Genomic DNA, 16741 nt, shown 5'->3' on the forward strand with positions numbered 1-16741 from the left:
GCCGTACGTACCTTCGCACGCCCGTCGTGCCGCAGATGGAGGAGCAGGACTGCGGGGCGGCGTGCCTGGCCGTGGTGCTGGGGGCGTTCGGGCGGCGGGTGACCCTGCAGGAGGCGTCCCGGGCGTGCGGGGTGAGCCGGGACGGCGTGAGTGCCGCGGCGGTCGCCCGGGCGGCCGGGCGGTACGGGCTGGTCGCGCGGGGGCGGCGGGTGGTGCGCGGGGAGGACCGGCTGGCCGGTCTCGGCGCGGTGCCGGTGCCGTCGATGGTGCTGGTGACGGGGCCGCACTTCGCGGTGTTCGAGGGGGTGAAGCGCGGCCGGGTGCACCTCAACGACCCGTCGCTGGGCTCCTATTCGGCGACCCCGGCGGAGTTCTGGGACTCCTTCGCGGGCATCGCCGTCGGCTTCGAGCCGGGCCCGGACTTCGAGCGCGGCGGCCGCCGCTTCCCGCTGCTGCGGGCGCTCTCCGCCCGGATGCGGCCGTACGCGTGGCCGCTGCTGGCCGCGGTGCTGGTCGGCATGCTGATGACGGTGCCGGGCGTGGCGGGCGCGTTCCTGCTGCGGACGTACCTGGCGGCCGTGGTGAACGGCGGCGCGGAGGGCTGGGCGGTGCCGCTCACCCTCGCGGGCCTGTCGGTCGCCGGGCTGGTGCTGGCCGGGAACTGGCTGCGGTCGGCACTGGTGAACCGGGTGCTGGAGGCGATGGCGGCGCGCTCCTCGGCCGCCTTCCTGTGGAAGATGCTGCGGCTGCCCGGCGCGTTCTTCCACCGCCGGCAGCTGGGCGGCCTGGTCACCCGGGTGCAGCTCAACGACGGCCTGGCGAACCTGCTGTCGTACCGGGTCGCGGGCGCGGCGTCCTCGCTGGCCGCTGCGGTCGTGCACCTGGCGGCGCTGGCCCGGCTGGCGCCGGAGCTCGCCGCGATCCCGGTGGCGGTCGCCGCGCTGGACGCGCTGGCGCTGCGGTCCGCCGACCGGCGGCGCGGCGGGATGATCCACCGGCTGCACGCCGAGGGCCACAAGCGCGACGGCGTGGCGTTCGCCGGGGTGTCGGCGATCGAGACGGTGAAGGCGGAGGGCGCCGAGGACGCGCTGTTCCGGTCCTGGGCGGGCTGGCAGGCCCGCGCCGCGCACACCGGGCAGCGGATCGCGGAGGCCGTGCTGGTGCCGCTGTCGCTGCCGGGCGCGCTCAACTCGGCGGCCGCGGCCGTCGCGGTGGTCGCCGGGACGGCGCTGCTGCTCTCCGGCTCGCTGTCCTTCGGCACCCTGCTGGCGTTCCTGCTGCTGCTCAACGGCTTCCTCCTGCCGGTGTCCCAACTGGTCGGCACCGGGAGCGAGTTCACGGCGGCGCGGGCCCAGAACGCGCTGCTGGAGGACGTCGGGACCAGCGAGGTCGACCCGTACCTGGTTCCGGTGCTCGACGGCCCCGCCGAACCGGTCCGGCTGCGCGGCGAACTGGAGCTGCGCGACCTGGAGTTCGGCTACGACCCGAACCGCCCGCCCGCGCTGTCCGGCATCTCGCTGCGGATCGCCCCCGGCGAGTGGGTGGCGGTGGTCGGCGGCTCCGGCAGCGGCAAGTCCACGCTGGCCCGGCTGGCCGCCGGCGTACTGCGCCCGTGGAAGGGCGAGGTGCTGCTCGACGGCCGGCCCCGCGACGACTGGCACCGGGCCGTCGTGACCGGTCAGGTCGCCTACGTGGAACAGCAGTTGAGGCTCTTCGAGGGCACCGTCCGGGAGAACCTGACGCTCTGGGACCCGGCCGCCGACGAGGACGCCCTGCACCGGGCGCTGGCCGACGCGGAGGCCGCCGAACTCGTCCGTCGGCGCGGCGGACTGGACGCCCGGATCGACGAGGACGCCCGCAACTGGTCCGGCGGCGAACGCCAACGCCTGGAGCTCGCCCGGGCGTTGGCCCTCGACCCGGCACTGGTCGTGCTCGACGAGGCGACCAGCGCGCTGGACGCGCACACCGAGGCCGCCGTCAACGCGCACCTGCGCCGACGGGGCGTCAGCTGCCTGGTGCTGGCCCACCGGCTCAGCACCATCCAGGCCGCCGACCGGGTCGTGGTGATCCGGGCCGGCCGGATCGTCCAGCAGGGCCCGCCCGCCGAACTCGCCGAACAGGACGGCCCGTACCGGGAGTTGCTGCGCGAGAAGGCCGCCGTACCGACCACCGACGAGAACCGGCCCGCCCGGACGGAGGAGCAGGCATGAGCACCGCCACCGCCGCCCACCCGGGCGGCACGAAGACCGCCGCGGCGGACACCGAGCGCGACCCGGCGACCCGGGCCGACGCCACCGCGGCCGCCAACCGGACCGCACTCGCGGCCGCGTTGGCCGAGTTGGGAACCGCCGCCACCCCCCGTCCGCACACCTTCCCGCACCGCGGCGAGCAGTCGCCGGCCGAGCCGCGCCACCGCGCGGACCAGGCGCGGGAGGTGCTGCGGGCCCTGGGGGTGGACGTTCCCGAGGAGATCCCCGCCGCCGTGCGGGACGCCGCCGATCCGGTCACCGCGCTGCTGCGCCGGGCCGGGGTGCGCTGGCGTCCCGTCACCCTCGCCGACGGGGACGAGCGCGGCACGGCCGGTCCGATGGTGGCGTTCGCCGCCGCCGACGGCCGGCCGATCGCCCTGATACCCCGGGCCGGACGGCACCGCCGTCACGACCCGGCCTCCGAACGGGCTTCGGCCCGGCCGGAGTTGAGCCGCCAAGCGCTGCTGCTGTACCCGCCGCTGCCACCGGGGAGTCCGACCCCGGGAGCCCTGCTGCGGTTCGCCCTCTCGGTGCCCGGTGCCCGCCGGGACCTGGGAGTGCTGACCGCGGCCGGACTGGTCTCGGCGCTGCTCGGCCTGCTCGTCCCGCTGTCCACCGGAGTGCTGCTGCCCGGCCTGCTGCTGGCCGAACGGCACCCGGTGCGCTGGCTGGCCGTGCTGCTGGGCTCCGCAGTGGTGGCGTCCTGGCTGCTCACGCTGGTCCGCAACCTCGCGGCCGTCCGGCTCACCGGCCGGGTGCAGCACGCGCTCGAACCCGCCGTCTGGGACCGGCTGCTGGTCCAGGACGCGCGGTTCTTCCGCGACTTCACCACCGGCGACCTGGTGCACCGGGCGAACGCGGTGGCGCAGGCCCGCCAGGCCCTCTCCGAGGTGCTGGTGGGCGCCGTGCTCGGCGCGGTGTTCGCCGTCACCGGGCTGACGGTGCTGCTGCTGGTGGACCTGCGGCTCGGCGGGCTGCTGCTGCTCGCCGTGCTGGCGGTGACGGCCGTGCTGCTGCTGCTCGGCCGTCGCCGCCAGAAGTTCGAATCGCAGGTGTTCGAGGCGCACGGACAGCTCCAAGGGGTGCTGTACGGGCTGCTGCTGGGCATCGACAAGATCCAGACCGCCGGCCGGGAGATCCAGGCCTTCGCCCGCTGGGCGACCCCGTTCGCCGGGCAGAAGCGCGCCGACGCCGCCGCGATGCGCTCCGACGCCGCCGCCGGGGCACTCACCACGGCGCTCCAACCGCTGCTGCTGGCCGTGCTGCTGGCCGGCGCGACGTTCGGCCCGGCCGCCGAGGCCGGGCACCTGATGGCGGCGGGCGTCGCGGCCGGCCAGGTCGCCCTGGCACTCGGCCAGGTCACCCACGCGGCGGCGAGCGCCTACGGCGTCGCCCCGGTGCTGGAGCGGCTGCGACCGATCCTCGCCGAGCCGGCCGTCGCCGAGTCCCACCGCACCGGAGAGCTCACCGACCCGGGCCGGCTGAAGGGCCGTCTCGACCTCGACGACGTGACGTTCAGGTACCCGGGCAGCGCCCTGCCCGCCCTCGACGGGGTGTCGCTGCACGCCGGCCCCGGCGAGTTCGTCGCCGTGGTCGGCCCGTCCGGCGCCGGCAAGTCCACCCTGATCCGGCTGCTGCTCGGCTTCGAACGGCCGGAGTCCGGCGCGGTCCGCTACGACGGCCGCGACCTGGCCGCCCTCGACGCCCGGCTGGTGCGCCGCCAGATCGGCTCGGTGCTCCAGCACGGCCGGATGCTGCGCGGCTCGCTGCTGGAGAACCTGGCCGGCGCCGACCCCGACATCGACCCGGACCGGATCTGGCGGGCCGCCGAACTCGCCGGCATCGCCGAGGAGTTGCGCGCCCTCCCGATGGGCCTCGGCACCCGGGTCGGCGAGGACGCGCAGGGCTTCTCCGGCGGCCAGGTGCAGCGCCTGCTGCTGGCCCGCGCCCTGGTCCGCGACCCCGCCGTGCTGCTGCTCGACGAGGCCACCTCCGCGCTCGACAACGCCACCCAGCAGCGGGTCGCCGACGCCGTCGCCGGCCTCGACCGCACCCGCCTGGTGATCGCCCACCGACTGAGCACCATCCGCACCGCCGACCGGATCCACGTGCTGGACGGGGGACGGGTGTCCGCCGTGGGCACCTACCGCGAACTGCTCGGCTCCGACCCCCTGTTCACCCGCCTCGCCCGCTTCCAGGAGATGTGAGATGTCGCTCGACGTGCAGACCTGGCTCCGCACCGCCGGAAGCCCCGGCGACCCGAACCCGGCGAACGCCCTGCTGCCCGGCCTCCCCGGCGCCGACGAACGGCTGCACGCCGTGATCGCCGCCGCCGCGAGCTTCGAGGAACGCGCCGCCGCCCGCCCGGACGGCCAGGCGCTGTTCACCCCCGACCCGGACGAGGACCGGCGCAGCCGCGCCGCCGCCGTGGAGACCTGGCTGCGCCGCGCGGCCGGCGACCAGCGGTCGGCCGGCGTGCTGCTGGACCACCTCGCCGAGACCGGCCGCCCGCTCGGCGAGGGCCTGCGCCGGGTCCGGCTCACCGACCCGGCCCGGCTGCCGTCCTGGGCGTACCCGCTGGCCGTGTTCCTGCGCGCGCAGAGCGCCGCCCCGGCCACCGGCCCGGGCGCGATCGCGGCCGGCTTCCGGGCCGCCGCCGACGCGCTGCTGCCCACCGGCCCCGGCACCGTGCTCGGCGTCGCGGTCACCGCGAAGGGCCGCGCCGACGTGACCGGCACCCTGACCGGCCGCCTGGTGGAGGTCGCCAACCTGACGCTCTGCCAGGAGTTCCAGCTCGCCACCGGCCGCCCCCGCGCCACCAGTTGGGACGCCGACGGCGGACCGGACGCCTCCACCGCGGGCTGGCTGTCCCGGCTGGAGCGGCTGCCCGCCCTCGCGTACCTGATCGGCACGGTCTGCCGGCAGTGGCAGGAGATGTACACCGAGATGTTCGCCCGGCTCGCCGCCGACCGGGCCGGCCTGGTCGCCGAGATGTGGGGCGGCGCCGACCCGGGCGCGCTGGACTCCGTGCACGGCGACGCGGGCGACCGGCACGCCCAGGGCCGCTCGGTGGCGCTGCTGCGCTTCGAGTCCGGCGCGGGCGTGGTCTACAAGCCCAAGGACATGCGGCACGCCACCGCCTTCCTCGGCCTGGTCGAACGGCTCAACCGCGAACTCTCGCTGGACCTGCCGCTGCGCACCGTGCTGGTCCGCTCCGACCGCGGCGACGACGGCCACGCCGCCTCGCTGAGCACCGACTGCTCCGGCGACTACGGCTGGGAGGAGCTCGTCCCCGCCCGCGCCTGCGACGACCCGGCGGGCTTCGCCCGGTTCTACCGCCGCCTCGGCATGACGATCCGGCTGGTCCAGCTGCTGGAGGGCCGCGACCTGTGGGCGGACAACCTGCTCGCCGACGGCGAGTACCCGGTGCTGATCGACCTGGAGTGCCTGCTCTACCCGCGGGTGCAGAACCCGCCCGTGCTGAAGGAGGCCCAGCACGCGCTGCTGGACGAGCTGGAGACCACCGTGGTGCGCACCGCGATGGCCTTCCAGGCCTGGACGCCGGCCGGCCGCACCGACGCCCTGGACATCGGCTGCCTGTCCCGGGTCGGCAGCCTGGAGGTCGTCCCCGGCGTGCCCGCGCTGCCCATCACCGCCTACCGGCCGGTGCACGACGGGCAGCCCGCCGACCCGTGGCAGTACACCGCCGAGGTGGTCGACGGCTACCGCGAGATGCACGCCGCCCTGCACCGCCTGCGCGGCGAACTCGCCGACCCTGGCGGCCCGTTGAGCGGATTCCGGGGCGTCTGGGTGCGCTACATCTGGCGCCACACCTGGGACGGCTACAAGATCCTGCGGGCCTCCACCAGCCCGCTCGCACTGGACGACGGCGCCACCCGGGAGACCGTCATCGCCGGGGCGCTGCGCGGCGCGGTCACCGCCCGCTCCGGGGACGCCGACCGCGGCGACCTGCTGGAGGTGGTGCTGGCCGAGCTCGACTCCTTCCGCACCCTGGACATCCCGTTCTTCCGCTCGCTGACCACCTCCTCCTCGGTGTTCACCGCCGACGGCCGGGAGATCCCCGGGCACTTCCGCTCCACCGGCTGGCAGCGCCTCCAGCAGCGGGTCGCCGAACTCGACGGCTTCGACCTGGACACCCACGTCGCCGTGCTGTCCGGCTGCATCGACGCCGCCCGGGCCGGCACCGAGGAGCCCCCGCCGGGCCCGCGAAGCCGCTGCCGACCGCCGAACTCCCCAGCTCCGGCGAGCTGCTGGCCGAGGCCGTGGCGATCGGCGACCGGATCCTGGCGGCCCGGCGCGGCACCGGCTGGGTCGCCCAGGGCTGGTACCCGGGCACCGGCCTGCGCCAGGTCGAGGTGCTCGGCCCGGACCTCGCCTCCGGCACCCTCGGCATCGCCCTGCTGCTCGCCGAACTCTGGTCCGCCACCGGCGAACCGCGCTTCCACCGCGCCGCCCACGGCCTGCTGGCCGAGGCCGCCGCGCTCATCGACCCGGGGGAGCCGAAGGCGTTCGCGTTCGCCGCCGACTCCCGGCTGGCCTCCGGCGCGCCCGTCCCCGGCGGCTTCTTCGGCCCCGGCGCGGTGATCCACGGCCTGGCCCGCGGCGGACTGCTGCTCGGCGAACCGGACTTCCTGGCCGCCGCGCAGGCCCTCGTCCCCGGCGCGCTGTCGGTCGCCGGATCCGCCTCCAGCCGGCCCGGCCGGCCGACCAGGAACCCGCACGCCGACGTGCCGCTCGGCACCGCCGGACTGCTGCTCAACCTGCTCCGGCTGCGCCGCGCCGCCGGCGCCGGCCACCCCGACACCGACGAGGCGATCCGCACCCTCGCCGCCGGGGCCCTCGACCGGCTCGGCGAGGAGAACCCGCCGTTCGACTTCCGGGAGCTGGTCCCCGGCGGCGCCGACTCGATCGCCGCCGCGCTCGCCCGCACCCTCGCCGAGGCCCCCGCGCTGCTCGCCGACCCCGGGCCGTCCGGGCCCGGCTGCGCGGTCACCGCTTCGCCACCGGCACCCGGGCCGGCCGCCTCGCCTGCCTGGACACCGCCGTCTCGCTCGGCGCGGACGCCGTCGACGGCGCCGACCTGGGTGCGCTCGCCCCGCCCGTCACCGGCCCCGAACTGGCCGCGCTCGGCGGCCGGGCCCTGCTGTCCGCCGCCACCGAGGCCCTCACCGCCGCCGAGGCCGGGCTCGTCCACACCCTGCCCGACGAGACCGAGGCGCTGCTGCCCGGCCCGTTCTACGACGGCCGCGAGGCGGCTGGCCTGATGATCCGCGAACTGATCACCCGTCACCGCCGGCACGGCACCTGGTTCCCCGACCGGGCCGTGCGGGACGCCGTCAACCTCGGCGCGCTGGACGGCACCGTCGCCGTCGGGCTGCTGCTGCTTCGCCGGCACGACGCCTCCGCCGCCCCGCTCGCCACCCTGCGCTGACCGCGCGCCGCTTCGAGGAGTACCCGCCATGTCCGAACTCATCGGCTTCAAACGCCACTTCACCCCGTACGTGGTCGACGGCGAGGCCGTCTACCTGGTCTCCGAGCGCGGCGTCTCGGTGGTCGACGGCCGGCTCGCCCAGGCCCTCGCCCCGCTGCTGGACGGCACCCGCACCGCCGAGCAGATCGGCGCCGCCCTGGACGGCGTCGTCCCCGCCGACAAGGTCGGCGCGGGCGTCGACAAGCTCCGGGCCGGCGGCTGGGTCACCGCCGCCGACCCGGCCACCGACCGGCCCGCCGCGGCCTTCTTCGAGATGGCCGGGCAGGACGGCGACACCGCGGTGGCCGCGCTGCGCGCCGCGACCGTCCGGGTCGAGGTGTACGGCGACCTGGACGCCGCCCCGTTCCTGGCGGCGCTCGCCGCCGCCGGGGTGACGGTCGACCAGGACGCCGCGTTCACCGTCGCCCTCGCCGAGGACTACCTGCACCCCGGCCTCGCCGACCGCAACCGGCAGGCCCTCGCCGACGGCCGCCCCTGGCTGCTGGCCCGCCCGGTCGGCTCGATCGTCTGGGTCGGCCCGGTGTTCAGCCCGGACGGCCCGGACGCCGGGACAGCCGACGGCTCCGGCTGCTGGGAGTGCCTGGCGCACCGGCTGTCCGCCAACCGGCAGTCGCTCAGCTACCTGCAGCACCGCCTCGGCCAGGACGGCCCGATCTCCACCGCGGTCGCCCAGCTGCCCGCCACCCTCGCCCTCGGCACCCAGCTCGCCGCCCTGGAGACCGCCAAGTGGCTGGCCGGCGCCCGCCCCGCGCAGCCCGCCGTCACCACCCTGGACACCGTGCTGCTGGAGAGCGAGAAGCACGTCCTGGTCCGCCGCCCGCAGTGCCCGTCCTGCGGCGACGGCAGCATGGTGACGCGCCGTCAGCTGGAGCCGGTCCGCTTCGAGTCCCGCCCCAAGGCGTTCACCGCGGACGGCGGCCACCGCTCCGCCTCGCCCGAGGACATGCTGGAGAAGTACCGCCCCCAGCTCAGCCCCGTCACCGGCGTGGTCACCACCCTGGTCCCCGCCGCCCGCACCCCCACCGGCCTGCGGGTCTACGTCTCCGGGCAGAACCTGTCCCGGCAGAGCGGCGACCTCAAGCAGCTGCGCACCGGCCTGCGCTCGGTCAGCTGCGGCAAGGGCCGCACCGACGTGCAGGCCAGGGCGTCCGCGCTCGGCGAGGCCATGGAGCGCTTCTCCGGCGTCTTCCAGGGCGACGAGGCCCGCCGCCTCGCCACCTTCGCCGAACTCGGCGACGCCGCGATCCACCCCGAACGCACCCTGCTGTACTCGGCGAAGCAGTACGCCGAACGCGACCGCTGGAACGTCAAGCAGTCGATGTTCAACGTCGTCCCCGAGCCGTTCCGCACCGACGACCCGATCGAATGGTCCCCGGCCTGGTCGCTGACCGAACAGCGCCACCGCTGGCTGCCCACCCAGGCCATGTACTACGGCTACCGGCACCGCGGCCGGTTCTACGCCGCCGGCGACTCCAACGGCTGCGCCGCCGGCACCTCCTTCGAGGACGCCGTCCTGCAGGGCTTCCTGGAACTCGTCGAACGCGACGCCGTCGCGCTCTGGTGGTACAACCGCGTGCAGCGCCCCGCCGTCGACCTGGACTCCTTCGGCGACCCGTACATCGACCGGCTCCGCGAGGTCTACCGCGGCCTGCACCGGGAGATCTGGGCGCTCGACCTGACCGCCGACTTCGGCATCCCCGTGGTCGGCGCGTTCTCCCGCCGACTCGACGCGACGCCGGGCCCGGGCACCAACGAGGACGTGCTGATCGCCTTCGGCGCCCACCTCGACCCGCACATCGCGCTCACCCGCGCCCTCACCGAGATGAACCAGTTCCTCGGCCCCGTGGCCGGCGACGAGCACGGCCGGGTCAACTACGCCGGTGCCGACCCCGAGCAGAAGGCCTGGTGGACCACCGCCACCGTCGCCAACCAGCCCTACCTGCTGCCCGACCCGCACGCCCCGCGCTCCACCCCCGCCAGCTGGCTCCCGCTCGCCGGGGCGGACCTCGCCGACGACCTGACGCTGGTTCAGCGGATCGTGGAGGACCGCGGCATGGAATTCCTGGTCGCCGACCAGACCCGGCCCGACGTCGGCCTGCCCGTCGCCCGGGTGATCGTCCCCGGCATGCGGCACTTCTGGGCCCGCTTCGCCCCCGGCCGGCTCTACGACGTCCCGGTCCGGCTCGGCTGGCTCGACACCCCGACCCCGGAGAGCGAGCTCAACCCGATCCCCGTCTTCATCTGACCGACGCGCGGAGCAGCCCGGCCCGGCTGCCCCGCCCACCCGGGGAGGTACCCATGACCGTCATCGAACACCTGCCGCCCGCCCCCGCCACCGGGGGCCACCGCCCGCTGCGCCGCCTGCTCCGGCTGCGCCCCGAGGTCGACGTCACCGCCCAGGGCGCCGACGTCGAACTCGCCCACCCCTGGGCCGCCAGCGCGTCCACGCCCTCGGCGAGCGCACCGTCGCCGCCCTCGCCGAACTCACCCGCACCGATGCCGACCTGGACGAACTCGCACTCGACCAGGTCCGGCTGCTGAAGCTGCTGGAACGCTTCCCGTACCTGGTCACCACCACCGTCGCCGACCCGCTCGGCACCCCGCTGGCCACCGCCGTGCCGATCGCCCGCTCCGCCGCACTGCCCGGATTCGCCCGCCCCACCGGCCGGTTGGTGCTCTCCCGGTTCGCCTACCTGCGCCGCCTGCCGGACGGCGCCGACGAGTCCTGCGTGCTCGAATCGCCGATGGCCCCGTTCCGGCTGATCCTGCACCGGGCGTCCGCCGGGGCCTTCGTCACCGCGCTCGCCACCTCCCGCACCGCCCAGCAGGCCGCCCTGCTCGCCGGCCTGTCCACCGGCGAGGGCGAGGCGCTCGCCGGACTGCTCGCCGGCGGCGGCTTCCTGGACGCCGGGCAGGGCGCCGAAGCCCCGCTCTGGGACTTCCACGACCTGCTGTTCCACGCCCGCAGCCGCCCCGGCCGGCACGACTACCCGACCGGCGGCGTCTTCGCCCACCAGGACGTCCCGCAGCTCCCCGCCGTCTCCGGCCCCGGCGCCCGCGAGGAGGGCGAGGGCATCGACCTGCCCGTCCCCGACTGGGACACCGTGGTCGCCCGCGACCCCGCGCTCAGCGAGGTCCTGGAGGGCCGCCGCTCGGTCCGCTCCTACGCCGAGACCCCGGTGACGCTCGACCAGCTCGCCGAACTGCTCTACCGGGTGGCCCGGGTCCGCCGCGTGATCCCCGGCGACCCCGCCGACCCGCACGGCTACGACGGCGTCGAACGCCCCTACCCGGCCGGCGGCGCCACCGGCGAACTCGAGGTCTACCTCTCGGTGGTCAAGTGCGTCGGCCTGGAACCCGGCGTCTACCGCTACGACGCCGCCGCCCACCGGCTGCGCCCCCGCCCGTTCCAGCACCCCGGCGAGGAGGCCGCGTTCGGCGAACTCGTCACCGCCGCCTGGCGGGCCACCGCCTGCACCGTCGACCCGCAGGTGCTGCTCACCGTCACCAGCCGGTTCGGCCGGCTGTCCTGGAAGTACAGCCAGATCGCCTACGCGCTGACCCTCAAGCACGTCGGCGTGCTCTACCAGACGCTCTACCTGGTGGCCACCGCCATGGGCCTGGCCCCCTGCGGCCTCGGCTCCGGCGACACCGACGCCGCCGCCCGCGCGCTCGGCCTGGACTGGACCGCCGAGTCCTCCGTCGGCGAGTTCCTGATCGGCAGCCGCCCCGCCGGCGTCCCGCGCACCGCGCACGGCTTCGCCGACGTGGTGGAGGCCGCCCGCGGCGGGGAGGGCTTCGGCGAGAACTTCTGAACCGCGCGCACGCACGCCTGCGACCCGTCAGCGGGAACCTGACGGGTCGTCGGCGAGCCTGCGCCCCTCCCGGACTACAGCCAGCCGCACTCGCGAGCGATCCGGATCGCGTCGCACCGGTTGCGCGCGCCGGTCTTGGCGATCGCCGCCGACACGTAGTTGCGGACCGTCCCCGGCGACAGGGACAGCGCCGCCGCCGCCTCCTGCACCGTGCTGCCCTCGGCGATCTCGCCGAGCACCGCCAGCTCCCGGCGGCTGAGCGGACCGGACTGCCCGGCGCGCACCACGTCCAGCACCAGCCGCGGGTCGTACACCCGGCCGCCGCGGGCCAGCTCGCGCACCGCCGCGATCAGCGCCGGCGCCTGCACGTCCTTCAGCAGTACCCCGGCCGCGCCCTCCACCAGCGCCCGCCGCGACTGCGCCGTGCGCGGCAGGGCCGGCACCAGCAGCAGCACCGCCGTGCCCGGCGCGACCAGTTGCAGGCGCTGCGCGTCCGCCGTCGCCTCCGGCTGCTCCGGGTCCAGCCCGATCACCGCGACCGCCGGGCGCGCCCCGCCGCGACCGCCACGGCCTCCTCGCCGCCGGCCGCCTCGGCGACCACCGCGAGGTCGTCCTCCCGGTCCAGCAGGGCCCCCAGCCCCGATCGGAACAGGTGGTGCCGGTCGGCCAGCAGCACCCTGGTCGGGCTCGCCGCCACGGCGAGCGGAAACGGATGGGACGGGGCCCGCTGCACCAGCGGGCGTTCCAGTGCGGTGGTCATCCGGACGTCTCCCCAGCTCCCCGGCCCGGCCCGGTCAGCCCCAGCCCCAGGTGCCCAGCTGCGCCGGCGTGCTGGAGGTCGGGCTGCCCGAGGGGGCCGGCGGCACGCTCGGACCGACCACGATCGCCTGCTCCGCCTGCTCCGCTGCGTCGGCCGGCGACAGCGGCCCGTCCGCGACCGCGCCGTCCGCCGTGACCACCGCGCCGGGCCGGGCCGGCCCGGCCAGTTCGGCGGCGGTGGCGACACCGCCCACCAGCATCGCACCCAGAGCGGCAAGCGTGACAAAACGGATGTTCAGCGTCATGGGAGTGCCCGATCCTCTCGCATTCGGCCGGTCCCCGGGCTGCCGCCGGGGCCGCGTGGTGTGAACTGCCGTCAGGTCCGGTCCGATCCGCGTCCCCCGCCGGGGGCTGCTCCCGCGGTCCCGCACCGCCGTCCTGCCGACATGACGAGAGTGGCCCCCGCGGCACGTCCGTGTCAGCACCCCGGGCTGGCACCACAGTGCCGTGACACCGAGCGGCCAGCCCGTCACCGGCCGGCCACCCGCGGTCAACTGCGGGCGCGGGCCTGCAGCATCCCCAGCGCGATCCACGGATCCGCTTCGCACCGCACCGTCGTCCAGCCCGCCAGCGGCCCGCCCGGCTCCGCCAGCGCACCCGCACCGGCCCGCAGCGAGCGCTCCGCCGCCAGCAGCGAGGGCGCCGTCAGGAAGCACACCGCCGCCAGCCCGTCCGGACCGGCCAGCACCCGGGCGTGACACATCCGGGCCCCGTCCAGCGGCAGCCGCATCAGGGCGGCCCGCACCGGACCGGCCCCGGCCTCCGTCCCCGGCCCGCCGAGCAGGGGCCGCGACGGGATCAGCTCCAGACGGATCGCGTACACCCCCCCAGCGTGACAAACCCGGAGCCCCGCCGGACCGCGCCACGGGTGACACATCTCCGCCTGGCACGAATATGACAGTTGCCCGACACCCTTCACGATTCGGCCACCTGTCCGACAGAATCTCCGCAAGGCTGTTCTGAACCCGGGCACCACGGCGCTAACCTGACGGCCGATCAGCACGAAACACGGGGTGGAGCGCCGCGACCCGGCGCGCGTGGGAGGGCCGAGATGAACAGAGCGACGCGGACGGGCAGCGGACGGGACGCACGGAAGACCGACCGTTGACCGCCGGCGGCCCGATCGGGCTCGACGCCTTCGGCGAAGCCGTCTACCGGGCGATGCTGCTGCACCCCGACCTCGACACCGGCGGCCTCGCCGCCCACCTCGACACCACCGAGAGCGAGATCTTCGGAGCCCTCGACCGCCTCGCCGACCTCGCCCTCACCCGCCCCGCCAGCTGCGGCACCCGCTGGCGCGCCGTCAACCCCGAACGCGGCCTCGCCGCCCTGCTCGCCCACCAGGAGGCCGAGGCCGCCCGCCGCCAGCGCGAGATGGAACGCAGCCGCGCCGCCATGGCCGGCCTGATCGCCGAGTACGCCAACCTGCACGCCCCCGGCGAACAGCGCGGCATCGAGATGCTCTCCAGCCTCGACCAGGTCCGCGACCGGCTCGTCCAACTCGCCTCCGACGCCACCGCCGAAGTGCTCGCCTTCGCCCCCGGCGGCCCGCAGCCCGCCCAGGTCATGGAGGCCAGCCGCACCCTCGACCAGGAGACCCTGGAACGCGGCGTCCGGATGCGCACCGTCTACCAGGACAGCGTCCGCAACGACCCCGCCACCGTGCAGTACGCCCGCTGGCTGCACGGCCTCGGCGGCGCCGTCCGCACCGCGCCCACCCTGCCGCTGCGCATGATCGTCGTCGACAACGCCACCGCCATCGTCCCGATCGACCCCGAGGACCCCCGCAAGGGCGCCGTGCTGCTCCAGAGCCCCGGCGTGGTCGCCGCCCTGCGCGCCCTCTTCGACCAGGTCTGGGACCACGCCCGCCCGCTCGGCGAATCCACCCAGCGCGACCCGCACGGCCTCACCGGCCAGGAACGCGAACTGCTGCGCCTGCTCGCCGACGGCCTCACCGACGAACGGGCCGGCCAGCGCCTCGGCGTCTCGCTGCGCACCGTCCGCCGGATGATGGCCGACCTGATGGTCCGGATGGACGCCCGCAGCCGCTTCCAGGCCGGCATCCAGGTCGCCGCCCTCGGCTGGCTGGAAGCCGCCGAGGACGCCCCCGCCTGACCGCTACCGCCGGTGCTTGCCCCCGGCGGCCGGCGCCGGCGCCGGGTACGGGATCCGCAGCTTGCGGGCGAACGGCGCCACCGACGCGCCCACGCCCAGCGGACGCGCCAGCACGAACAGCGACAGCAGCACCGCCAGCGCACCCGCGGCCAGCCCCAGCAGGCTGCCGAACAGGCCCGCGCCGAACCGCCCCGCCAGCCAGTGCGCCGCCAGCGCACCCGGCAGGCAGGCCAGCACCAGGCCCACGTGCAGGGTCACCAGCCGGAAGCCCTCCAGCCCGCTGCCGCGCCGGCCGCGCCGCACCCCCAGGTCCACGGTGGCGTTCGCACCCGGCGCGAAGGCGTCGGTGCGCAGCACCATGGTCGAGTCCAGGTCCGGCTCCGGCTCCGCGGCGGGCGCCGCGGCCGGCGGGGCGCCCTTCGCCAGCCGGCGGCCCAGCGCGACGCCGGTCACCACCACCGACAGGGTGGCGGCCGCGGTGTGCGCCACCGCCATGCCGATCACCTTGTCCTGCAACGGCAGCACCTGGTACGCCACCCAGCACAGCGCGGCGTTCGTCCCGGTGGAGACCAGGGTCAGCCAGAACGGCGTCCTGGCGTCGCCCATCGCGTAGAAGCCGCGGGCCAGGCCGTACTGGGCGCAGAAGGCCGGCAGGCCGACGGCGAAGGCCATCAGCAGCTGGCCCACCACCATGGCGTCGTCGTGCACCGTCGTCCCGGAGCCGTAGCCGTACGCGGCCATCGCGATCTGCGAGCCCAGCGCGAAGAACAGCACGGCGGCGGTGACCACCATCGCCGCCGAGGAGCGCAGCACCGCCGACAGGTCCTCGCCGATCTTCCGGTAGTCGCCCGCCGTCGCGGACCGCGCCATGCTCGGCAGCAGCGCCGTCACCAGCGACACCGTGATCACGCCCTGCGGGACCACGAACAGCGCGTAGGCGTTGTTGTAGGCGGAGAAGCCGCGGCCGCCCGCGATGCCCGCGTCGTGCGCCGCCCGGCCCGCGCCGGTGCTCAGACTGGTGATCACCGCGAAGGACAGCTGGGTGGCCGCCACCAGGGCCAGCGCCCAGCCCGCCGCGCGCAGCGGCCGGGCCAGGCCCGCGCCGCGCCAGTCGAAGCGCGGACGGTAGGAGAACCCGGCCGAGCGCAGCGAGGGCAGCAGCGCGGCCGCCTGCACCACGATGCCGAGCGTCGAGCCGAGGCCCAGCAGCAGCGCGTCGCCGCTGCTCACCTCCTCGGCCGCGTAGGCGTGGTGCCCCATCGCCAGGTAGCCGCCGAACATGCCGATCGCCACCACGTTGTTCAGCACCGGCGTCCACATCATCGCGCCGAACCGGTCCCGGGCGTTCAGCACCTGCCCGAGCAGGGTGAACACGCCGTAGAACAGGATCTGCGGCAGGCAGTACCGGGCGAAGGTGATCGCCAGCTCGCGCTGCACCCCGCTGAACTCGGAGTAGACGTCGACGATCTGCGGCGCGAACAGCCAGGCGGCCAGCGTCAGCACCACCAGGATCACGCCGCACAGGGTCAGCAGCCGGTCGGTGTACGCCTGGCCGCCGTCCTTGTGGGTCTGCATCGCGTGCACCAGCTCCGGCACGAACACCGAGGCCAGCACACCGCCGATCAGCATCATGTAGACGATGTTCGGCAGCGAGTTCGCCACGTTGAAGGCCTCGCCGGCCGGGCCGGTGGTCAGCGCCGCCACGATCACCGCGCTGCGCACGAAGCCCAGCGCACGGGACGCCAGCGAGCCCAGCGCCATGATCAGCCCGTTGCGGCCGGTGGACGCGGCGGGCTTGGCGGCGGGCTTCGCCGGCTCCTGCTGCTCGCCCGCCCGCGGCGCGGGCACCGGCGGGGCCGGCGGCAGCGGGGCGGCGGCGGGTGGCCGGCCTGGTCGAACTGGGCGGGGATCCGGCCGAGCTGCACGGTCGGCGGGTCCGCCGGGACGTACGGGCCGCCCTGCCGGGCGTACGGGTCGTAAGGGTCGCTCGGGCCGTTCTGCCGGGCGTACGGGTCGTTCGGGCCGTCCGCGGTGTGCATGGTCATCGGACCCCCCGTCGATCGGTGCCCGTCCGGCGTTGCGTGGGAAGTGCGGGAGATCGGTCCGGGCCGGGCCCCGCTCGCCGGTTGCAGGGTGCATCCAGCCGCAGAAGTCTGCCGCAAGACGGCACCCGATGGGGAGTCGGGTGCCGCTCGGCGGCCCTCCCGGCCCGTCGCCGCAGGTGCCCGGGG

The 16741-nt window shown here is 76.0% G+C and carries 13 protein-coding genes; 8 read left to right on the top strand and 5 right to left on the bottom strand.

The genetic code is table 11. From position 1 onward, the window contains the following. Nucleotides 1–26 precede the first annotated feature (26 nt). The 7 genes from KCH_RS21430 (at nucleotide 27) to KCH_RS21455 (ending at nucleotide 11576) form a co-directional block, all read left to right on the top strand. A complete protein-coding gene (locus KCH_RS21430; protein ID WP_208865974.1) occupies nucleotides 27–2210 on the top strand; it encodes an ATP-binding cassette domain-containing protein in 2184 nt (727 codons plus the stop codon). Further along, nucleotides 2207–4456: an ATP-binding cassette domain-containing protein gene (locus tag KCH_RS21435; RefSeq protein WP_051653302.1), complete on the top strand. Its 2250-nt coding sequence runs from the start codon at nucleotides 2207–2209 to the stop codon at nucleotides 4454–4456. The genes KCH_RS21430 and KCH_RS21435 overlap by 4 nt, the downstream gene beginning before the upstream one ends. Before the next feature lies 1 nt (nucleotide 4457). Next, nucleotides 4458–6854: a DUF4135 domain-containing protein gene (locus tag KCH_RS21440; protein ID WP_035865254.1), complete on the top strand. Its 2397-nt coding sequence runs from the start codon at nucleotides 4458–4460 to the stop codon at nucleotides 6852–6854. A 679-nt stretch (nucleotides 6855–7533) separates the two neighbouring features. Further along, entirely contained in the window at nucleotides 7534–7701 is a 168-nt protein-coding gene (locus tag KCH_RS41575; protein WP_157032147.1) for a hypothetical protein, read from the top strand. Between the two features lie 28 nt (nucleotides 7702–7729). Further along, complete coding sequence (locus tag KCH_RS21445; RefSeq protein ID WP_051653303.1) at nucleotides 7730–10006, top strand: TOMM precursor leader peptide-binding protein; 2277 nt, start codon at nucleotides 7730–7732, stop codon at nucleotides 10004–10006. Between the two features lie 53 nt (nucleotides 10007–10059). Further along, the gene (locus tag KCH_RS21450; protein ID WP_035865256.1) at nucleotides 10060–10302 is read left to right on the top strand and encodes a hypothetical protein; all 243 of its coding nucleotides are present in this window, start codon (nucleotides 10060–10062) and stop codon (nucleotides 10300–10302) included. Between the two features lie 74 nt (nucleotides 10303–10376). Next, nucleotides 10377–11576 (top strand): SagB family peptide dehydrogenase, encoded by a 1200-nt coding sequence (locus tag KCH_RS21455; RefSeq protein WP_051653304.1) that lies wholly within the window; start codon nucleotides 10377–10379, stop codon nucleotides 11574–11576. 74 nt (nucleotides 11577–11650) lie between these two features. Here the strand turns inward: KCH_RS21455 and KCH_RS21460 are convergent, their stop codons facing one another. From KCH_RS21460 to KCH_RS21470, 4 genes are all read right to left on the bottom strand, one after another. Continuing rightward, nucleotides 11651–12109: a response regulator transcription factor gene (locus KCH_RS21460; protein WP_051653305.1), complete on the bottom strand. Its 459-nt coding sequence runs from the start codon at nucleotides 12107–12109 to the stop codon at nucleotides 11651–11653. Further along, nucleotides 12106–12336, bottom strand: coding sequence for a helix-turn-helix domain-containing protein (locus tag KCH_RS39915; protein ID WP_051653306.1), 231 nt, complete (start codon nucleotides 12334–12336; stop codon nucleotides 12106–12108). Before KCH_RS39915 ends, KCH_RS21460 begins: the two co-directional genes overlap by 4 nt. Before the next feature lie 34 nt (nucleotides 12337–12370). Then, nucleotides 12371–12640 (bottom strand): hypothetical protein, encoded by a 270-nt coding sequence (locus KCH_RS21465; RefSeq protein ID WP_157032148.1) that lies wholly within the window; start codon nucleotides 12638–12640, stop codon nucleotides 12371–12373. Between the two features lie 245 nt (nucleotides 12641–12885). Beyond that, nucleotides 12886–13218 carry a hypothetical protein gene (locus KCH_RS21470; protein WP_035865260.1) on the bottom strand — a complete coding sequence of 111 codons (333 nt, stop codon included), beginning with the start codon at nucleotides 13216–13218 and terminating at the stop codon, nucleotides 12886–12888. Between the two features lie 281 nt (nucleotides 13219–13499). Here KCH_RS21470 and KCH_RS21475 point away from each other — a divergent pair, with 281 nt between their 5' ends. Then, nucleotides 13500–14510, top strand: a complete 1011-nt coding sequence (locus KCH_RS21475) for a LuxR C-terminal-related transcriptional regulator (RefSeq protein WP_035865261.1) — start codon at nucleotides 13500–13502, stop codon at nucleotides 14508–14510. A gap of 3 nt (nucleotides 14511–14513) precedes the next feature. Here the strand turns inward: KCH_RS21475 and murJ are convergent, their stop codons facing one another. Then, entirely contained in the window at nucleotides 14514–16358 is a 1845-nt protein-coding gene (murJ, locus tag KCH_RS21480; protein WP_063750172.1) for a murein biosynthesis integral membrane protein MurJ, read from the bottom strand. Nucleotides 16359–16741: the final 383 nt, after the last annotated feature.

Origin of the sequence: Kitasatospora cheerisanensis KCTC 2395, from assembly GCF_000696185.1 — a bacterium.
Classification (GTDB): Bacteria; Actinomycetota; Actinomycetes; order Streptomycetales; family Streptomycetaceae; genus Kitasatospora; species Kitasatospora cheerisanensis.